Here is a 17110-nt window from a genome sequence, read left to right on the forward strand (position 1 = left end):
TGTTTAAGTTGCGGAACGAGGCATTCAATAAGCAATAAATTTGGCGTGATCACCGCCATATCTTCGGTGAGTATTTCAACCAATTAAAATGACACCTATCCTAATTTTTGCACTTTTCGGACAAATTGAGATGACATCCATCCTAAATTCTCTATCTTGAGCATCCTGATCAAAAAATATTAAACGATAGAGGAGCATTGGGATCGTGGATGGCACGGACGGCTGCGAAAGTTAGTAGTGCTTAATTTCAATACTAATCCACTTTGCAAAACGTATTAAATTTTCGATTCACATGTTTAGTTAAAAGTTGTTTGTTTGCGGTCTGAATTGCAGACTCGAATATCAAGTTAGGATAATATATTAGCTCGATTTATAAGTAGGTAGTGTTATGGATAAGCTTAAAAGCGTCGACTTGTTACTGGGCCAAGCTATCGAAACGGTAGTTGATACTTCAAAACTAATTGAAGATTCTAGTTCATTGGATACGCGGAAAAATATGGTTGATATTGGCACAGCAATTCACTCTTTGTGGGAAATAAGAACTCGTATCTATGAGATAGACCCTTCGTTAACTCCGGATGTAGTAAACGACTTCAAATCCAACGAATTAGACTTTAACCGACTGGATGAATTAGCTTCCAAAGCTGAGGGGTTTGAAGGGAATGGTGATTTGGATAGTGCTCGAAATTATTATATGAAATTACTAAAAGAATCATCGCTAAACCATTTCAGATTGTTAGCTGAAGCAGGTTTGTATAGGACCACTGCGACCAATAAATAGTGAAATTGTTTACATCGGTTAATCAGCCACTTAGAACTTTTCGTTACAACTGATTTGCTATAGATTCTATATGAATATTTTGGTCTGTGTACCGAATGATTGAAGCTACAAGTCGGTTATCAAAGTGGTGAGTATCGAAACCTCGACTGACAAACCATGAACGAAGCGCTTGTTTCCGAGACATAATACCTCATATGACGTTTACCTTGCGGGCCACCATACGGAGGATGATAGTTGTAAAAGACTCCTATTCAGTGGAATTGGCCTCTAAGCTGTATTAGTGTGATTACCAAGGGATTCTGTCGGTCTAATTACCGAGCGACTTTGCCGTAGTGACCTTAGCAAGTAATACCTATTTGGGCAATCTGATCGAAACAAAAAAACGAAACACAGATCAATAATTGTCTTATTCGAAGGTATCTACCACTGCTAAAGCACTCGTTCGTATGATTTAGGAATTTGTATCAAGAGCGCAACAAGCGTCCGTGTCAGAATTCGGAGCTGCTAATTTTTTTCAACACCTTGATTGTTTCCATGTGACTAGACTCCATCTAAGCAATCCCTTATTCTTGAGTTTCTTTTACTAAACAAGCATTTAAATAAGGACATTGAATGACCAAGTATTTCTGCACGATTTTTTTTATTGTCACGGCTTCCTTTAGTGCGTATGCGGATTCATTTAAAGAAAATGCTGTTGAGCGGCATTTACCTTTTCAAAAAATACCAATTTCATCTTCTGTGTTAAATGAAACCGTTGATATCTATGTTCAATTGCCTTTCAAGTATGAAAGTGAATTCAATCAAAACTATCGTTATCCTGTTCTTTACACTTTAGATGCACCTGTAGGGTTGCCTCTTGTATCAGGCGTTCTTGCCCCGCTGAATGGCTACAATAGCGCCCCTCAAATGATCATCGTTGGGATCTCTACTTCCAACAGAGGCAGAGATTTTACACCAACATCTGATCCAAATTACGAAGAGCATAGCGGCGGGGCAGATAAGTATTTAACGTTTATTGAACAAGACGTTATCCCATACATCGAGAAACACTATCGGACAGAAAAATTTAGAATACTCTCTGGGCATTCATACGGCGGGCTGCTTGTGTCACATAGTTTTCATAAAAGGCCAAACTTGTTCCAAGCGCACTTTGCCAATAGTCCCTCTGTGTTCTGGGAGAGCGGAAAAACCGTTAGCGATCTCATTAAGTTCGTAAAAACGAATCCCATGCACAAAAATTTTCTATACATGAATATAGGGAATGAAGGTAACCCAGAATCAGATTCCCCAGAAGGTTTTCAGATGCTCTCAGGGATTCAAAAGATAGAGAGAGAACTTGCGAATTTAAATACACCGAACCTGCGTTACAAATTTGAATACTTTCGAGAAGAGCCTCATCAGAATACACCGATTTACGGGACAATTGGGGCACTCAGAGGTTTGTACCCTCAGTGGTCTATTCCATATGAAACATCAGTTGAAGGCTACGAAAGTGTCCTAGCGCACTTCAAAAAGCTATCAACCCTATATGGGTATCAAATTGAACCAAAATCCTGGCAAATGTATGATGAAGGCATAGGACAACTCACCTACTTAGAAAATCCTGCTGAAGCAATTAAGTATTTTAGCTACAACATCAGTCAGGAGCCATCTGCATATAGCTCTAGGCTTCATATCGTTGACGCCTTTGTAAAACTTGGTAAAAAACAAGAAGCGTTAAAACATTTAAACATTTTGTTGCGCAGAGATGATTTAAGTGATGAGGAACGTCAACAATTGACCGAGAAAAAGTCGAATGTAAATTTGATGTAAGTTTAACCAAAATAGCGTTGACACCCATCCTAACTGTTACGGAAATTATCAATTAGATCATGATGGCAAGTGAGTTTTATAAATAATGAATCACGTAAAAACTGAGCTACATTAGCAAGATGAAAGTAAAAAGAGAAAGTCAGTAGGTCGATGGCAATTGTACTGCTTTGTTTATTATATAGAAGGGCTGTGTACACGATGCATTGAGAAGGGGAAGCCCTTTTAACCTAAATAAAAGCCACTCAAGTACCCGTAATCCCGTCCAAAACGCCAATTAAAACAACACCAAATTCCCGCTTTATATTCTGCATAAAATACAGTAATCAATTGAACCGAAATAGGAACTCAGCTATGGTTTATCCATCAATAAAAATAAATTAAAACGAGTTATTCTACAGTCTCGTTAAGCACACATGGAGGTTTCGTGAATCTTAATCAAGTTACATTGCCAGTTAAACACATGAATAAAGCGACTGAGTTTTATTTAAAACTAGGTTTTACCCAAATTGTCGATACTCCCCATTATGCCCGTTTCGAATGTCCTGACGGAAACTCAACCTTTTCACTTTTATTAGAAACTGGTAGTTTTTTAAATGGCGTAGTAATCTATTTTGAGCATGAAAAACTTGATCAGTGGGTATCTGATTTAAAATCTATTGGCATCGAGTTTTATCAAGAGCCAACAGATCAAAGTTATCTGTGGCGTGAAGCAATATTGCACGATCCATCTGGTAATAAAATCAAACTGTATTGGGCGGGAGAAAACAGGCTTAATCCACCATGGCGAGTAGATAAACGTGCCTATCAAGCACTTCAAAAGCAATAAAAAAACAGTTGGTTAAGTTCCGTGCATCTTCATATTTTAACCAACTATTTTTGTCCGATCATGTGGACGTTAAGGCTGTGGAATTACTCTTTTTTAAGAAAAACAGCCTGTTTATGGGTTCCAAATAATACCTAATGCTTTAATAGCGCTTAGAGTTAATTACAGGATCTCGTTTTTAATTGAATTTGGCTGTTGGAGTTATTTTACAGTCTTGTTAGTTGCCAAGGATAATAATGAGAACATTTCAGCTTTTAGGTTTTATACTTGCGATTGTTGGGTTTATTTTAGGCTACGTGATGCTAGCCCCAATTGATGGTGAAGCATCCGACGCTTCAGCAGGAGGAACAGGCATAGGCATTATGTTTATGGTGTTACCTATACTTGGTTGGTCTGCGTTAATATTAGTGCCCTCTTCAGTAGCATTGTTCAACCATAAAGTAAGAGAACGCAGTTATTTCAGAGGCAATTTTTGGCTAAACCTTTGGAAAGTAAACCTAGTTATTTCTTTTGGATATATTGCCGTTGTTCTATATTTTGCTTACATATGGTTTAAGGGCAGCATTGGCAATTAATAAGACTTTAAATGCCTAATACCTTTAATTCATTCTTACCTACTAACATCTAACCCAAACTAAGGACTAATAACCATCAGGTTTAACACCATTAGCATTAAACCTGACAGTCAAACTCCCCAGCCAACGTTAATTAGTCGGCATTAAATAAATCTCGCGTACGCTGTTGCGCTGGTTTGCTTCAATGGTAAACAGTACGGCGTCGGCTACATCTTGTGGGTCGAGTTTGTCGGGTTTAGCTTCATCAAAAAACGGGGTGTTTACCATGCCTGGTGCGATGGTAGTGCATCGACCGTTCCACTCGCTCATTTCCTCTGCTAAGTTTTGTCCAAAGCCATAAGCAAACCATTTAGTTGCACCGTAAATAGAGCCACCAATTGGCTTACGACCAGCGGCAGAGCTGGTTAATATAAAGTGACCTTTATTTTGGCGTAAATGCGGCAGGGTTAATTTTGCAGTCCACAGTAGGGCTTTAATATTTATATCAATCATAGTTGACCACTCATCGGGGTCACCTTTTTCGGTGCCAGCGGTTGAAACGCCCATACCCGCGTTAGCAAAGGCTACGTCTAATCGGCCAAACTTTTCAATGCCTTTGGTAACCACGCTTTCAAGCGCAGTAAAGTCGGTTGCATCTGCGGCTACGCTCAGTGCGTTATCTGATCCTAGTTCGACAACAAGTTGGTTAAGTTGCTCTTCTCTACGGGCGGTTAATATAACTTTATGACCGTTGTTTACTAAGGTTTTTGCCGTTGCTTCACCAATGCCACTAGAAGCGCCGGTTATGAGTACTATTTTTTCTTTTGCCATATATAACCTCTTTAATGAACGTTAAAAACTTAAAATCACCATAACAATAAACGATTAACCTACATTGAATAGTCACTATAAATTAGCGATAAATAGCTGTGTTTTGTACTTCAATCATCATGTTTTTTAGGCCGTTATTAAAATTGAAATAAGTGATTAAAAAAGATAGGTTTAAATTTTTTATTCTATATACTCGCGCCACTTCTTTTGAAGTCGGTTTTATTAGATTTAACCATTATTTTGCTGAGTGTCAGCAACATTTATCGGAACAAACATGAAAGATAAACTTTTAGCGTTTTGGCAAAGCCATTCAGAAACAATCATCACTTTAGGGTACAAAGTGATTTTAGCGTTGGTGATTTTAATTGCGAGTGCCTTAATTGCACGCTCGGTTAAAAAAGCGATTAAAAACGCTAAATCGCCATTAAAAAAAGTGGATAGTACGCTGCTTCCTCTTTTATCGAGTATTGCTGGTTATTTAGTTTATATAATTGGCGGGCTATTTATTTTAGATATTTTTGGCGTAAACACGGCCAGTTTAATTGCGCTAATGGGTGCTGCTGGTTTAGCGATTGGTTTAGCCCTTAAAAATACGCTGAGCAATATTGCTGCGGGTATTATGCTGCTAATACTCAGACCTTTTAAAATAGGCGACTTTGTTGATGCCAGTGGCACGTTTGGTACTGTGAGTGAAATAAACCTATTTACCACTATTTTTAAAACCACCGACGGCCTTTATATTGCATCCCCTAACGGCAAAGTATGGGGTGGAAATATTAAAAACTTTACCCGTAATGGCAAAAGACGAATGGATATAGTGGTGGGTATTTCGTATGCCGACTCTATTGACGTTGGCTTAAATGTACTTAAAGAATTAGCCGCATCAGAGAGCCGATTACTCGCAGAGCCTGCCCCTAAAGTAATGGTGACATCAATAGGCGAAAGCGCAGTAAACATTCAATTACGTGCGTGGGCTGTTAATGGTGATTATTGGCAAACCGTGTGGGATTTAAATAAGCGCGTTAAAGAAGCTATTGAAGGTGCTGGGCTGAGTATTCCATTTCCGCAGCGTACGCTGCATATATCTGAGTCGATGGCCTCAGCAATAACTGTAAGTAATACCAACCCGTAATAATGCTTAATCAATTTGAGGAATTAAATCTGACGCTAACTGCGTTAAAAATTTCTAATATACGACTGCATGGATGCAGAAAGTAGAGCAATGCAGGAGCAATTAGTAATGACAACTAAATAACGAAATTTTTCCTTGTTATCAACATGATTGCCTTACCTCAAAATAGACCACTTAATTAAGCGAATTGGTATAAGGACGCTTAAATTTTATATTAAGTTTGGTGATAAATTAGTATGACGTTTATTTTAATTGCTACAGATAGATCAGGAAATCTACTTTTTTAAGATAAAGCAATATTACAGCTAATAAAGGCATAAAAAGTTAACCCTATATGGGTAAACGAAAGTGAATTTATACACTTTATTATATGACGAGTTTGGTGATATTAACGATTCAATAATACATGAATCGTATTGCATTTAAATCACATAGCTTTATTTATAAATGTTTTTATTCAATGGTATAGAGTTAAACTAGCAGGCCATTGATACCACCAAAACTATTACCGTATCGGTTCCAACCTAGGCCGAATGCGTTTGCTATGTCTAAATATACATTCGACATTCCTGCGTTATTCGCATTAATTGCAATACCTCTATTAATTGCATTACCCGCACCGCCTGCTAGGTATACTCCGGGGTTTTCTTGCTGGTGATTTCCGCCGCCCACCTCTGACATGACTAGTATTAAAGTGTTGTCGAGTAAGGTTCCACCATAAGCGGTATCGGGTCGAGCAGCGAGTTGATCCATTAAGTAACTGACCATTATATTATACCAGCGCGTTTGAGCACTAAATAAATTGGACTCGTTGTGCGAACTAACATGCGAGCGGGTTTCATTCCAGTAAAGTCGTGCACCACTGCCAAATTCGCCCATATAAGGGCGAATACTTGGAAAGTTAATTTGCAAAGATTCATCTTGTGCGCCCATAAATTGAAAACCTGCAGTACGTGTTACATTGGCTTGAAATGCCATTGCGATATTACGCATTTGTGCTCGAGCAACGGCTTCAGCTTCCTCATTTATACCGCTCATACCTACGTTAGGGCGGCTAAAACCAGTGCCATCGCCAATGTCGAGTGAACTATTTAATACATTTTTATAGTAGTCAAGAGATGCTTCGTGTGTGAGTAGCTTACCTTGCTGTTTTATATTTAAAGTGTTGTTTTTTAATAGATCAAGGTTTTCGTGAAGCGACTCTATTACTCTTTGACGACGTAAGTCGACAGGTGATAAGCCGTCTTGATTATCACTGTTAACAACATCAGCGAGTAGATTGTCATAGATCATTTGTGGATTATCGGGCACGTCAATTTTGTTGCGATTAATATTGGTAAACGGCATGTATTCGGAGCCTTTAGCCTTACTTGACCAACAGCCAACGTGTAGATTGTTGGTTAAGTTACCGCCCAGTGCATTACCTATTTCACTGTCAAATGAAGGGGCACCATCTACACCACCAGAAAAAATACCACGACACGCTTCTGGGTGGCCTGAGCTACCACCTTGGCCTGCATAGGTTAGATTTTTGATGGGAACTAAGTTGTTTATATGCTTGTTTAATGAACTCAGTGGGCTGGTGTCTAAACTGCTGGCACTTAATCCTCCAATATCATATGAATGCCATTTATCACGGACACACCCATTAGGGTAAAATACCATAATAAAGCGTCTAGCTTCACCGGCAGCAGCAAAGACTTTAGGTGCGAACGCAAATTGGCTAGCAAAGGCTGTGGTAAGCCCCGCTTTGGCTAGTATGCGGAGAAAATCACGACGTTGCATTTTATTTTTTAAAAACTTCATTTTGATGCCCGCTCCATTATTTGCGTAAGGTGTAGTTTTTGGTTTGAGTAAACTGGATCATCAGATCGAGTAACGTTGCGTTTGGGTCATCTTTAAATAGCTGGCCTAATACTTGTACTGTGCAGGTGTCCTCGCTGGTTTCGCGTTGACCACGTGTATAGCGATACCACTGACGTGCGTAACACGATTTACCGTGCGCGCTGTCCGCGATTAATTCAGCAAGTTCATCAATGCCTTGATAGGGAACTACAGGTTCGCTGGCTGATAGGAAAGTTTCAGCTGAGAATAAACTGCCAATGTAACCTGATGAGTCAATAAATTTAACTTGCCCATCGCCAGTGGTTTCGGTTGTGGTATAAACTCCGATCTCGTTGTAGTTTTCAAATCCGAACCCTATCCCGTCAATGTATTGGTGGCACGACTGACAATCATTTTGTAAATGAGCGGTTTCAAATCGTTCTCGTACCGTTAAACTTGGGTCGTCTTGTGGCTTTAATACTGCCCCAATAGGTGGCGGTGGGAAGTCTTGACACATGAGATTACGGCGAACAAATAGTCCTCGTTTCACTGGATGCGTTTTTTCTGATGCAGATTGCAAAGTTAAAATCCCAGCATGGCCTAATATGCCTCGACGTTCACTGTTACCTGCATCTACCTCGTTACTTTCGCCAGTGCCATCGTTGTAATTGACTTGCTGCCATTGGTCGCCACCAGGCCACTGCAAGCCATAATGTTCTGCTAATTGCTGGGTCATAAAGCTATAATCTGCTGTGAGTAATTCGCGATATTGCCCTCCACCAAATACAGTACGACGCACAAATTCAATGGTCTCTTGTTTCATATCTGCTTTTAAGCTGTCGCTAAGTGTCGACGTTTTAATATCCTTGTCTAGGTCTAGCCAGCCTGTAATAAAACGTTCGAAAGCTGTTTCTGCACGAGCATCTTGTAGCATGTTGCCAAGTGTTGCGGCAATTTGCGTAGGGGTACTGAGTTCGCCTGCATCAGCCTTTGCCATTAGTTCGGGGCTTGGTGTTGTTGCCCAGTATGTATACGATAGCAAGGTGGCGATTTCGTAATCAGTTAGTTCAAAATAACCAGCGCCATTGCTCTCGCCTACTTCTGAGCGATATAACATTGCTGGGGCTGATAGTATTGCTGACAACACGCCTATATTGCCATGCTCATTATAAACCGAGGTCAAGTCGGTTAATTCCGTTGGCGTTAACGGACGACGAAATGCGCGTTTTCCAAAGTCATTAATAAAACAGCTGATATCGTTACAATTTAAAGTCAAACTATAAATATTATCGACCATCATAGCGGCTGTTTCTGCTGCAACAACGTAGCCTTTTGCGTAATCATTGGTAAATAAAGTATTGGCACTGGTTTTGAAACCGTTTACTGGAATATCCGCAGGGATACGACCAGAGGTGACATCTACGTTGTTTTCCAAGGCGAATAAATCACGAATTGAATTGTTGTATTCTAAAGTCGATAGCAAACGATAGCTGCGATTTTGAGGAATTAAGTCATCTAAGTCAGTTGAATTACATATGTTAGTTGGGGCCGTGTAAGCTTCGGCTAAAATTAAGCTCGCGGTAGATGTGGCACAGTCACCAGTACAAGCTGCTGCATTACCGAATGGCATATTGTTTTCGATATAAGCCGTTAAGCTGTTTAAGTCATAACGATTAATAGCATTAAGTAAGGACTTTCCTCCGATATTTTGAGCGCCATCACTGCCGTGACAACCTGCGCACCCTTGATTATTATAAAACGTACGTCCCGTTAGATAAGGGTCGCTTACGCTATTAAATACAGCTAACAAGGTGTATGACAATGCATCACCCACTACTAATTGCGTATTCTCTTGACTTGGGTTGACTAAGTAAGCGACACCAGAACCTTCCCAGCCAGAAAATTCAAGCCCAGTGGCTGCGGCGTCTGCATTGATATTGACGACTGTACCGGTGGCAAAGAGCTTACCTGATAAATTGGCACTGTTATTTAAAGTAACCGTGCCATTACCGACCTGAACTTGGCTCCCTGTTTCAACTCCATTACTGGTAGGTGCGGCGGTTAACCATGTATCGTCGTACCACATTGGGCTGGCAATATTAGCCGTTAAATCAGCTGTTTGATTTACTCCGTTATTGCTGAATATTATATTAATATTCCCATTACTGTTTGCCCATGTGGCTGGGAGTGTTAAGCGCAGCCATGTATCACCAAATAAGTTGGCAGACGTATTTAACTCGTTTCCCGGCCAATCTGCTGATCGAGTTGTTAATGTCGCATTTTCATTAGACCAAATATAAGCACTTGGTGTATCCCAATTACTTGGCACATTAAAGTAAACATATTGCCCAGCACCTTGGTTAACAACTGTTACGCTCGCTGTTTGTGTTTGATAGGTTGCAGTAACAATGGCAGTACCTGCCGTATTACCCGCAGTCATTAGCCCTGTTGAGCTGACACTGACAATAGATTCGTCACTGGTTAACCAGTTTGCGGCTAAGGTGATGCCTTCATTTTCGCCATTCGTGTAAGCTACAGCTGCTAATTGCTGGCTTTCACCCGCAATTAGGTTTGGAAGGGGTGTACTTATAATCGAAATTTGATCTATTGGATCGGCGTTTTTTGTGGTTGTATTCGTGGTCACCGCGATACTATCAGTATTCGTGCCACTGGCAATTAGCTGATAATAATAGGTTGTGTTGCTCGTTAGGCCGTTATCAAAAAATTCATTGCTGTTTTGGCTTAATGTTATTATTGGGCTAAAGGGGCCTGCGTTATTAATTGAGCGACTAAGGATGTAGCTTTGTTCGTCATCTGCTACATCATTCCACGTTAAGATGATTGAGTTTGACCCAGTTGAAGTGGCACTAAAATTGGTGGGTTGATTTGGCGCACCAAGCACCGTTATATCAATGCTTCCTATTTGTCCCATATAGTCAGCCCAAACAGTTGTATTACCTGCGTTACCGGCCGTTGAGGTGACAATTGGTTCACTCCCTAAAGGGTTAAGTATCTCAGTATTACTTGATGACCATGTAACAGGGTTGGTTGGTATGCTTTCAAATCCATTATCGTACATTGCATATGTGGAGAGTGTGACGCGGCTGTTTGGTACAATAGCAGTTTCGTCAATGGGCTCATCCAGTGCTACGATTAAGCCTGTTTGTGTTGCACTTTGTCCGTCTATCCAATCTGCAATTAGTTGGGCTGCAAGTGGATTCGTTAATGTGCTTCCTTTAGGCATGCGGTTGGCATCGTCTGTTTGATAGATATGTAATAAACTAGCGCTATGGTTAAAAGGTAACATGCGATAAACATCGGAACGTTTAACATTCATAATATCCATTTTGTTAACTGGCGTATCGTAATTTAAATCCATTAGGCTGCCATCATGACAGTGAGCACAGTTGGTATCTAAATAAGCACGCGCTCTTTTGTCTAAGTTAGCACTCGTATTTTGTGGATCTGGGTACGCAGTAAAGCTGTCTGCGCTAGCAATAGGGGGACCAAACAAGGCGAGTTGATTAAAAAGATTGATTTGATTAGCAACCACGCCTTGATAATTAAAATCACGATTTAATTGCGCAGTGCTTATTGCAAGCGGTTCTTTACTGCCAGTACCTAAATGGCATGAGGTACATTCAGCGCCTGATCTTACTTGGCGTATTATGTTACGCAGTGAGCCATTATAAAATTGCTCAACCGTTTCGTTAAACGCTTGTGTGACTAAATTGGCATCAGTACCTTGTGCGTTCCAGCGGTAATTTGCCGATGCCCAGTTGCCTGCATTTTGCTTAAATAAAACAGAGGTTTCAAAGGGGGTCGATCTTGTCGTACTGTCTTCAGTTGATTCTATCTGGGTCGGCAAAGATAGGTGTTTAACCAATACGCTGCCAATGGGTAAATTCCAAATATCATCAGGGTTAAATTCGACCACACTCTCATTAGGAATAGCAACAAAATGACGGGCTATTAAGCCGTCGAACCAACCGTCAGAGTTTACATCGTATTCTATCACGCCATGGACCGGGTATTGATGAATTAAATCGGCAAATAATCCCGTTTTTGATAGTTTATTAGGAATAACAGCTGCTTGCGCATCGCTGTCAACCATTCGGTAAATAATTGATAATCCGCCGTACTCTGCGCCATGCGAAGTGACAAATATAGCCTCGCCACTCATATCGGTGCCAAAAGATGAAATATTACCCGCAAAGGCATCGCTCACTAGCTGGTTTGTGTCGCCTTGAACAGCAGACCAAATCTTTTTACTGACATAATCACCGTATATGAAACGCCCATTTAGCGCGGGGAATGCAGTGCCACGGTAAACGAATCCGCCAATAATAGAGACTGATCCTGTATCATGTGCATAACCACCAACAGGTGCAATTAAATCATTACTGCATGTTCGTGTGTTATTTGGATCTCCCCCATCACTCCCTCTGTGATTAAGCCCTTCACAAATAGGCCAGCCATAGTTACCACCCGCTTCAATAATATTGATTTCTTCAAATCCAGCTTGCCCAACCTCGGTTTGCCACAGTAAGTAAGGTGCTTCACTGTCAAAGCTAAATCGCCAAGGGTTGCGGTGACCATATGACCAGATTTCGTCACGCACATTAGCATCATCTATAAATGGATTGTCGGATGGGATATCGTAATACAATCCTTTGATGTTAGGTGTTTCGCGCATAATAAGGCGAATAAAGCTGCCACGTAAATTAGTGGTTTGTTGTGAGCTATTATTGGTTCTTGGATCGGGTTGAGTAGGTGTAATGGCTGTATCACCGTATGCACCATCGCCAATACTCATATAAAATTCACCTGTTACGGGGTGAAATTGCATCATACTGCCTTTATGATCAGGACCAGGCTGCGGTATGCGTAATACCTCAACACGAGCACTTACTTGTGTTGGATTACTAGCATCATTTAAAGTAATTCGCTCTAGTACGCCATCACCAAAGGCGCCGTTATCACTTTCTGTATCGCTATTACCTTCTATATAATAAATATAAGCAAAACGATTACTTGCAAAATTAGGGTGAAATGCAATCGCAAGTAAACCTTGTTCGTGATAATCGCGGACCTCACTACTAATGTCGATGAGTGTATTTACTTGCGCGCTAGTCACGTTTGAATTGTTAGGGAAAACAAATACCTTACCTGACTTATCGACCACATAAATTAAGTCATTTAGACCGTCATTGGTCACCATAACCGGCGAGCTAAAGGCGTCATTTAGTGCAGGAAAAGCGAATTCGTATTTATAATTACCAGACGATACATTTCCTGTAAGTGGGAAATTTAGGGGAGCTGAGAGTTTAGGCCTTTCTGGCATACCTTGCGTGACATTTACGACTGTTAGGTTAAATGAATCTTGATTACCATTAGCCAAGGTAACAGTCACATTGAATGTCCCTGTTGTACTTAGTGTTGGCGTAATGACACTTGCCCCTGTTAAAGTGCCAGTCCACGCTGTACTTTGCCAGCTTGCGTTATCAATATTACCCAATGAATCAGCACTTTCAGCAACTGTTAACGCTATTTTTGTATTCACATTGACGCTGCGATCGCCGCCCGCATGGACGTTTGAAGTGATCAACATGCCACATGAGGCTAAGCTCATCCATTCATTATTTTTATAACAGGCATTGGGCGTAATCATGGCTAAATCGTTAGTTTGGCCATTACCAATGCCATTATTAAAAATAACGTTCATTGAAGTTAATTCAACCATTGGATCGTAGCAGACATAGTCGCCGACTTGTGTCATTGCTTCACCTGGCCAGTTAAAATTATCCAGTGTGTCAGCAGGTGTCGAGTCCCACATGTAAATAGTGGGGGTTTGATAATTAGCCGTATTATCGTAGCAAATACTCGTTGCGGTGACCGTTTGTGTATTTTTGGGAATAACGGTGACCACTATTGTATCACTGCTGGTTGCGCCTTGATTATCAGTTACGGTTAAAGTAATCGTATAACTTCCCGGCGTGTTGTAAACAGCTAAAGGAGATATTCCCGTTAACTGATTACTCCAATTGTAGTTTGTAATATTACCATCGGGATCAAATGATGCACTGGCACTAAGTGTGAATGTAATGCCTTCAATTACTTCAATATCTTCTCCTGCATTGGCAGTCGGAGCAATGTTAGGGAGTGGACTCGAGACCGCTAGTGCACAATCAGCGAGCGATTTCCAAGTCCCACTTTGCCAACAATTATTAGGGCTATTCATTAATAAATCAGGCGTTTGTGGATTACCGTCATTACTAAAAATGAGGTTAATACCGTCTATAGGAACCCCTGGGTCATAACAATAAAAACTGCCCTCAATAAACATCTCGTGGCCTGGCCAATTGGTATTGTTAACGGAACCAGTCGGTATTGAGTTCCATAAATGAAGCGTTGGGTTGTTGTATTTATTTGGATTATCAAAACAAATTGCGGTGGGGTTAACTGCGGCCAAAAGTGGTTTCGAAACGAAAAGAATACATAGAGATAATAGGAAAAAAAGTGTATTTAAGGCCAAAAAATAATTAAAAGAGGTAAAGCAACGACATCGCTCAACCTGACGACAGCTCTCACTAATATTATTTGTAGACATTATTACCACCTGCTTAAGACTATTAACTTTCGATAGTTAACAATATCACAACATATTTATTTACAAAAATGAGCGATCAAAGCAAAAGCAGATAAAAGTAATGAAGAGTTATTCAATTTAATTTGAGTTATATTTGTTTTAAAACATGGTGTTAATTATTATTTTTACGTTATTGATATGCTTTTTATTGCTCGAGAATTAACTTTTTATGCGTAATCTTAAAGCAAATTGAGGTAAGGTATATTCTTTATTAAAACGTTGAAAACAATCGCCTTTTGTTTTTCTTGAGCTGTAATATATTTTATGCATACGTATTCACTTGGTTAACATTAAATATTCATTAAATTAACGTTGCAGGATCGTGGCTACTTCGGTGCTATTTTATGTTGGGAGTCTTAACTTGTTAAACTTTAGAAGTGTTATCTCATTTCCTTCACTGTTTCATAAAATGAATAAAGAGCCGTTATTATCTGAGTTGAAGTAACCGTGAAACTAAATTGCTTTGTGATTTTATTCTATATCGACAGAGTATGTTTATTTTTAGAGTTAAAATTGATTCAATGTAGGGACGCTCTAATTGCGGCGAAAGGTCTGTAATTTAGTGAACTTTATGATACCAATTTTATTACAAATATGGTCATTTTAACGTGTTAGACAACTCATTAAATACTTTAAATCATTCATATATAACAATCAACTACCAGAGTTTAGGTCATTGTTAATACGCTGTTTTATAGCGCTATAATGGGCCGCTAATTTCATAAAGTTAGCATAACTGATCTTGCGTTATTCCATCTCACAAGGGATTAAGTGAAAATCGGGTAATAAAGAGCTAATCGCCCCTAGAACGAACCCAAAGGCACCGCATGTTTGGCATTTATACTGCGTTATTACCTCTTTATGAGGAATAACTACTCGAAATAGGCGTGGCCTACTAAACACCAAACACGTTACTGCAATTTAATTTCGAAAGAGCTTTCTCAGTTTAAATTACGATTGATTAACCTTCTAATTGAAAGTCGTACACTGAACCTAAATTTAGTAGCTGTGTAAGCTCATCAAGTGCTTGGTAGCTTTCGGTGAGTAGCGCTGAGTCTGCAAAGTCACTTGCGCCTAATTTGTCGCGGTAGTTACGTTTTGCCCAGTCACACAGTTGTGTGTATTTGGTATCAGTTAAAATAACCTCTGGGTTTACTGCAGCAAGTTCTTGATCGTTAAGAGCTACACGTAAGCGCAAGCAAGCTGGGCCGCCGCCATTTTGCATACTTTGGCGTAAATCAAAAAACTGTACTTGGTTTACTGGGTTATCAGCCATAATCATTTCTTCAATGTAGGCGTTAACTGCGCTGTTGCGTTTACATTCTTGTGGTGCCACTAACAGCATTGAACCATCTTCAAGGCTCACAAGCTGGCTATTAAATAAGTAACTACTTACGGCATCGGTAATGCTTACTTTATCGGTAGGTACTTCAATAATATAAAATTCTTTATTGCCCACATACGCTTCGCGAATATCTTGCAGTGCCAAAGCTTGGTTTAAAAATGCTTGCTGGTGGCACAGTAATACATTGGCGTTACCTACTGCAATTACATCGTTATGAAACACGCCTTGATCTATTACGTCTGGATTTTGCTGTAGTAAAATTTGGCTTGAATCTTTTAAGTTATGTAAACGGCAAATTGCTTCTGAGGCTTCGAGTGTTTGCCTTGCAGGAAACTTAGCTGGTTTTGGTAATTGGCTGTTAAACGCGCTGGCACCAAATACAAACATTTCAAGGCCTTGCTCGCCGTGGCTGTCACAAAAACGAGTATGGTTTGCTGCACCTTCGTCGCCAAAAAAGCCTTGGTCGGGTAAATGGGTATGGTGCGCAAAGTATTTGTCGTTATTAAACATCGCTTTTAATAAGCGCGTAGTGGTTGCAGGCTCTAATGAACGATGAAACTTATTATTTAAATTAGCTGAAGTAAAGTGTACTTTGCCGTCGGTTGTATCAGGAGATGGCGATACCGTAGCGGCATTGGCTGTCCACATTGCAGACGCTGAATAACACGCGCGTAATAAAATAGGATCTGCTTTAAATGCTTTATGAATTACTTGTGCATCGTTACCGGTAAAGCCTAAGCGGCGCAGTACGTTTAAGTCGGGGCGCGCATGAGGGGCAAATACACCTTGAGTTAGGCCTTTGTCGTGCATGGCTTTCATTTTTTCAAGGCCTTGAAGCACAGCCTCTTGAGGATTTGAAAAGCTTGCTGCGTTATTTAACGAGGCAACATTACCATACGATAAACCAGCGTAGTTGTGAGTAGGGCCAACTAAGCCATCAAAATTAACTTCCAAAGCGTGCATACACGTTCCAACTAAAATTTTTCAATAGGGTGCAACAATACAACGCAATAGGGTTGCTTGCAAAGTTATAAACGCAGTGTTTTTACTAATTTTTTCGATGTTTTTAAATGTGGAGTTTATTACAAGGGGGTTGTTTTTATATTGAACGATTAATTTGAAGTTTAATTAAAATGTACACATAAATTGCATAGTGTGCAAAAGCTTAGCCTAAAGTAGATTTTTACATTTAAGCTTTATGCCAAGCCTTTACACAATACGATGTTACTTAACATAGACGCGCTCTTTGTCAGCGGTGGTATGGGTATTTGTTGGATCATTAACTTGCCAAACGCTAATGTCTAAACGCCATAAAAGGTAAAGGGTATGGTATAAGTTGAACATGGTTTTTCCTTAGTA

9 protein-coding genes are annotated in these 17110 nt (G+C 40.0%); 5 read left to right on the top strand and 4 right to left on the bottom strand.

Annotated elements, in window-relative coordinates; all coding sequences use genetic code 11:
* The first annotated feature begins 388 nt into the window (after positions 1-388).
* From NRL14_RS14055 to NRL14_RS14070, 4 genes are all read left to right on the top strand, one after another.
* Positions 389-781 (top strand): hypothetical protein, encoded by a 393-nt coding sequence (locus NRL14_RS14055; protein WP_033028434.1) that lies wholly within the window; start codon positions 389-391, stop codon positions 779-781.
* Between the two features lie 612 nt (positions 782-1393).
* Positions 1394-2593: an alpha/beta hydrolase-fold protein gene (locus NRL14_RS14060; RefSeq protein ID WP_306724931.1), complete on the top strand. Its 1200-nt coding sequence runs from the start codon at positions 1394-1396 to the stop codon at positions 2591-2593.
* Between the two features lie 424 nt (positions 2594-3017).
* Complete coding sequence (locus NRL14_RS14065) at positions 3018-3419, top strand: VOC family protein (protein WP_306724932.1); 402 nt, start codon at positions 3018-3020, stop codon at positions 3417-3419.
* A 233-nt stretch (positions 3420-3652) separates the two neighbouring features.
* Positions 3653-3991: a hypothetical protein gene (locus NRL14_RS14070; protein WP_007377121.1), complete on the top strand. Its 339-nt coding sequence runs from the start codon at positions 3653-3655 to the stop codon at positions 3989-3991.
* Between the two features lie 129 nt (positions 3992-4120).
* Here NRL14_RS14070 and NRL14_RS14075 read toward each other — a convergent pair whose 3' ends face one another.
* Entirely contained in the window at positions 4121-4801 is a 681-nt protein-coding gene (locus NRL14_RS14075; protein ID WP_306724933.1) for an SDR family oxidoreductase, read from the bottom strand.
* A 274-nt stretch (positions 4802-5075) separates the two neighbouring features.
* On the opposite strand from NRL14_RS14075, the gene NRL14_RS14080 reads away from it, so the two are divergent.
* Positions 5076-5933, top strand: coding sequence for a mechanosensitive ion channel family protein (locus NRL14_RS14080; protein WP_306724934.1), 858 nt, complete (start codon positions 5076-5078; stop codon positions 5931-5933).
* 471 nt (positions 5934-6404) lie between these two features.
* On the opposite strand, the gene NRL14_RS14085 is transcribed toward NRL14_RS14080, so the two are convergent.
* The 3 genes from NRL14_RS14085 to astB form a co-directional block, all read right to left on the bottom strand.
* Positions 6405-7739: a DUF1552 domain-containing protein gene (locus tag NRL14_RS14085; RefSeq protein WP_306724935.1), complete on the bottom strand. Its 1335-nt coding sequence runs from the start codon at positions 7737-7739 to the stop codon at positions 6405-6407.
* 16 nt (positions 7740-7755) lie between these two features.
* Positions 7756-14229, bottom strand: a complete 6474-nt coding sequence (locus tag NRL14_RS14090) for a starch-binding protein (RefSeq protein WP_306724936.1) — start codon at positions 14227-14229, stop codon at positions 7756-7758.
* Positions 14230-15367: 1138 nt separating this feature from the next.
* Positions 15368-16714, bottom strand: a complete 1347-nt coding sequence (astB, locus tag NRL14_RS14095; protein WP_306724937.1) for an N-succinylarginine dihydrolase — start codon at positions 16712-16714, stop codon at positions 15368-15370.
* Positions 16715-17110 lie beyond the last annotated feature (396 nt).

The sequence above is a fragment of the Pseudoalteromonas sp. 20-92 genome (assembly GCF_030847595.1).
Lineage (GTDB): Bacteria > Pseudomonadota > Gammaproteobacteria > Enterobacterales > Alteromonadaceae > Pseudoalteromonas > Pseudoalteromonas fuliginea.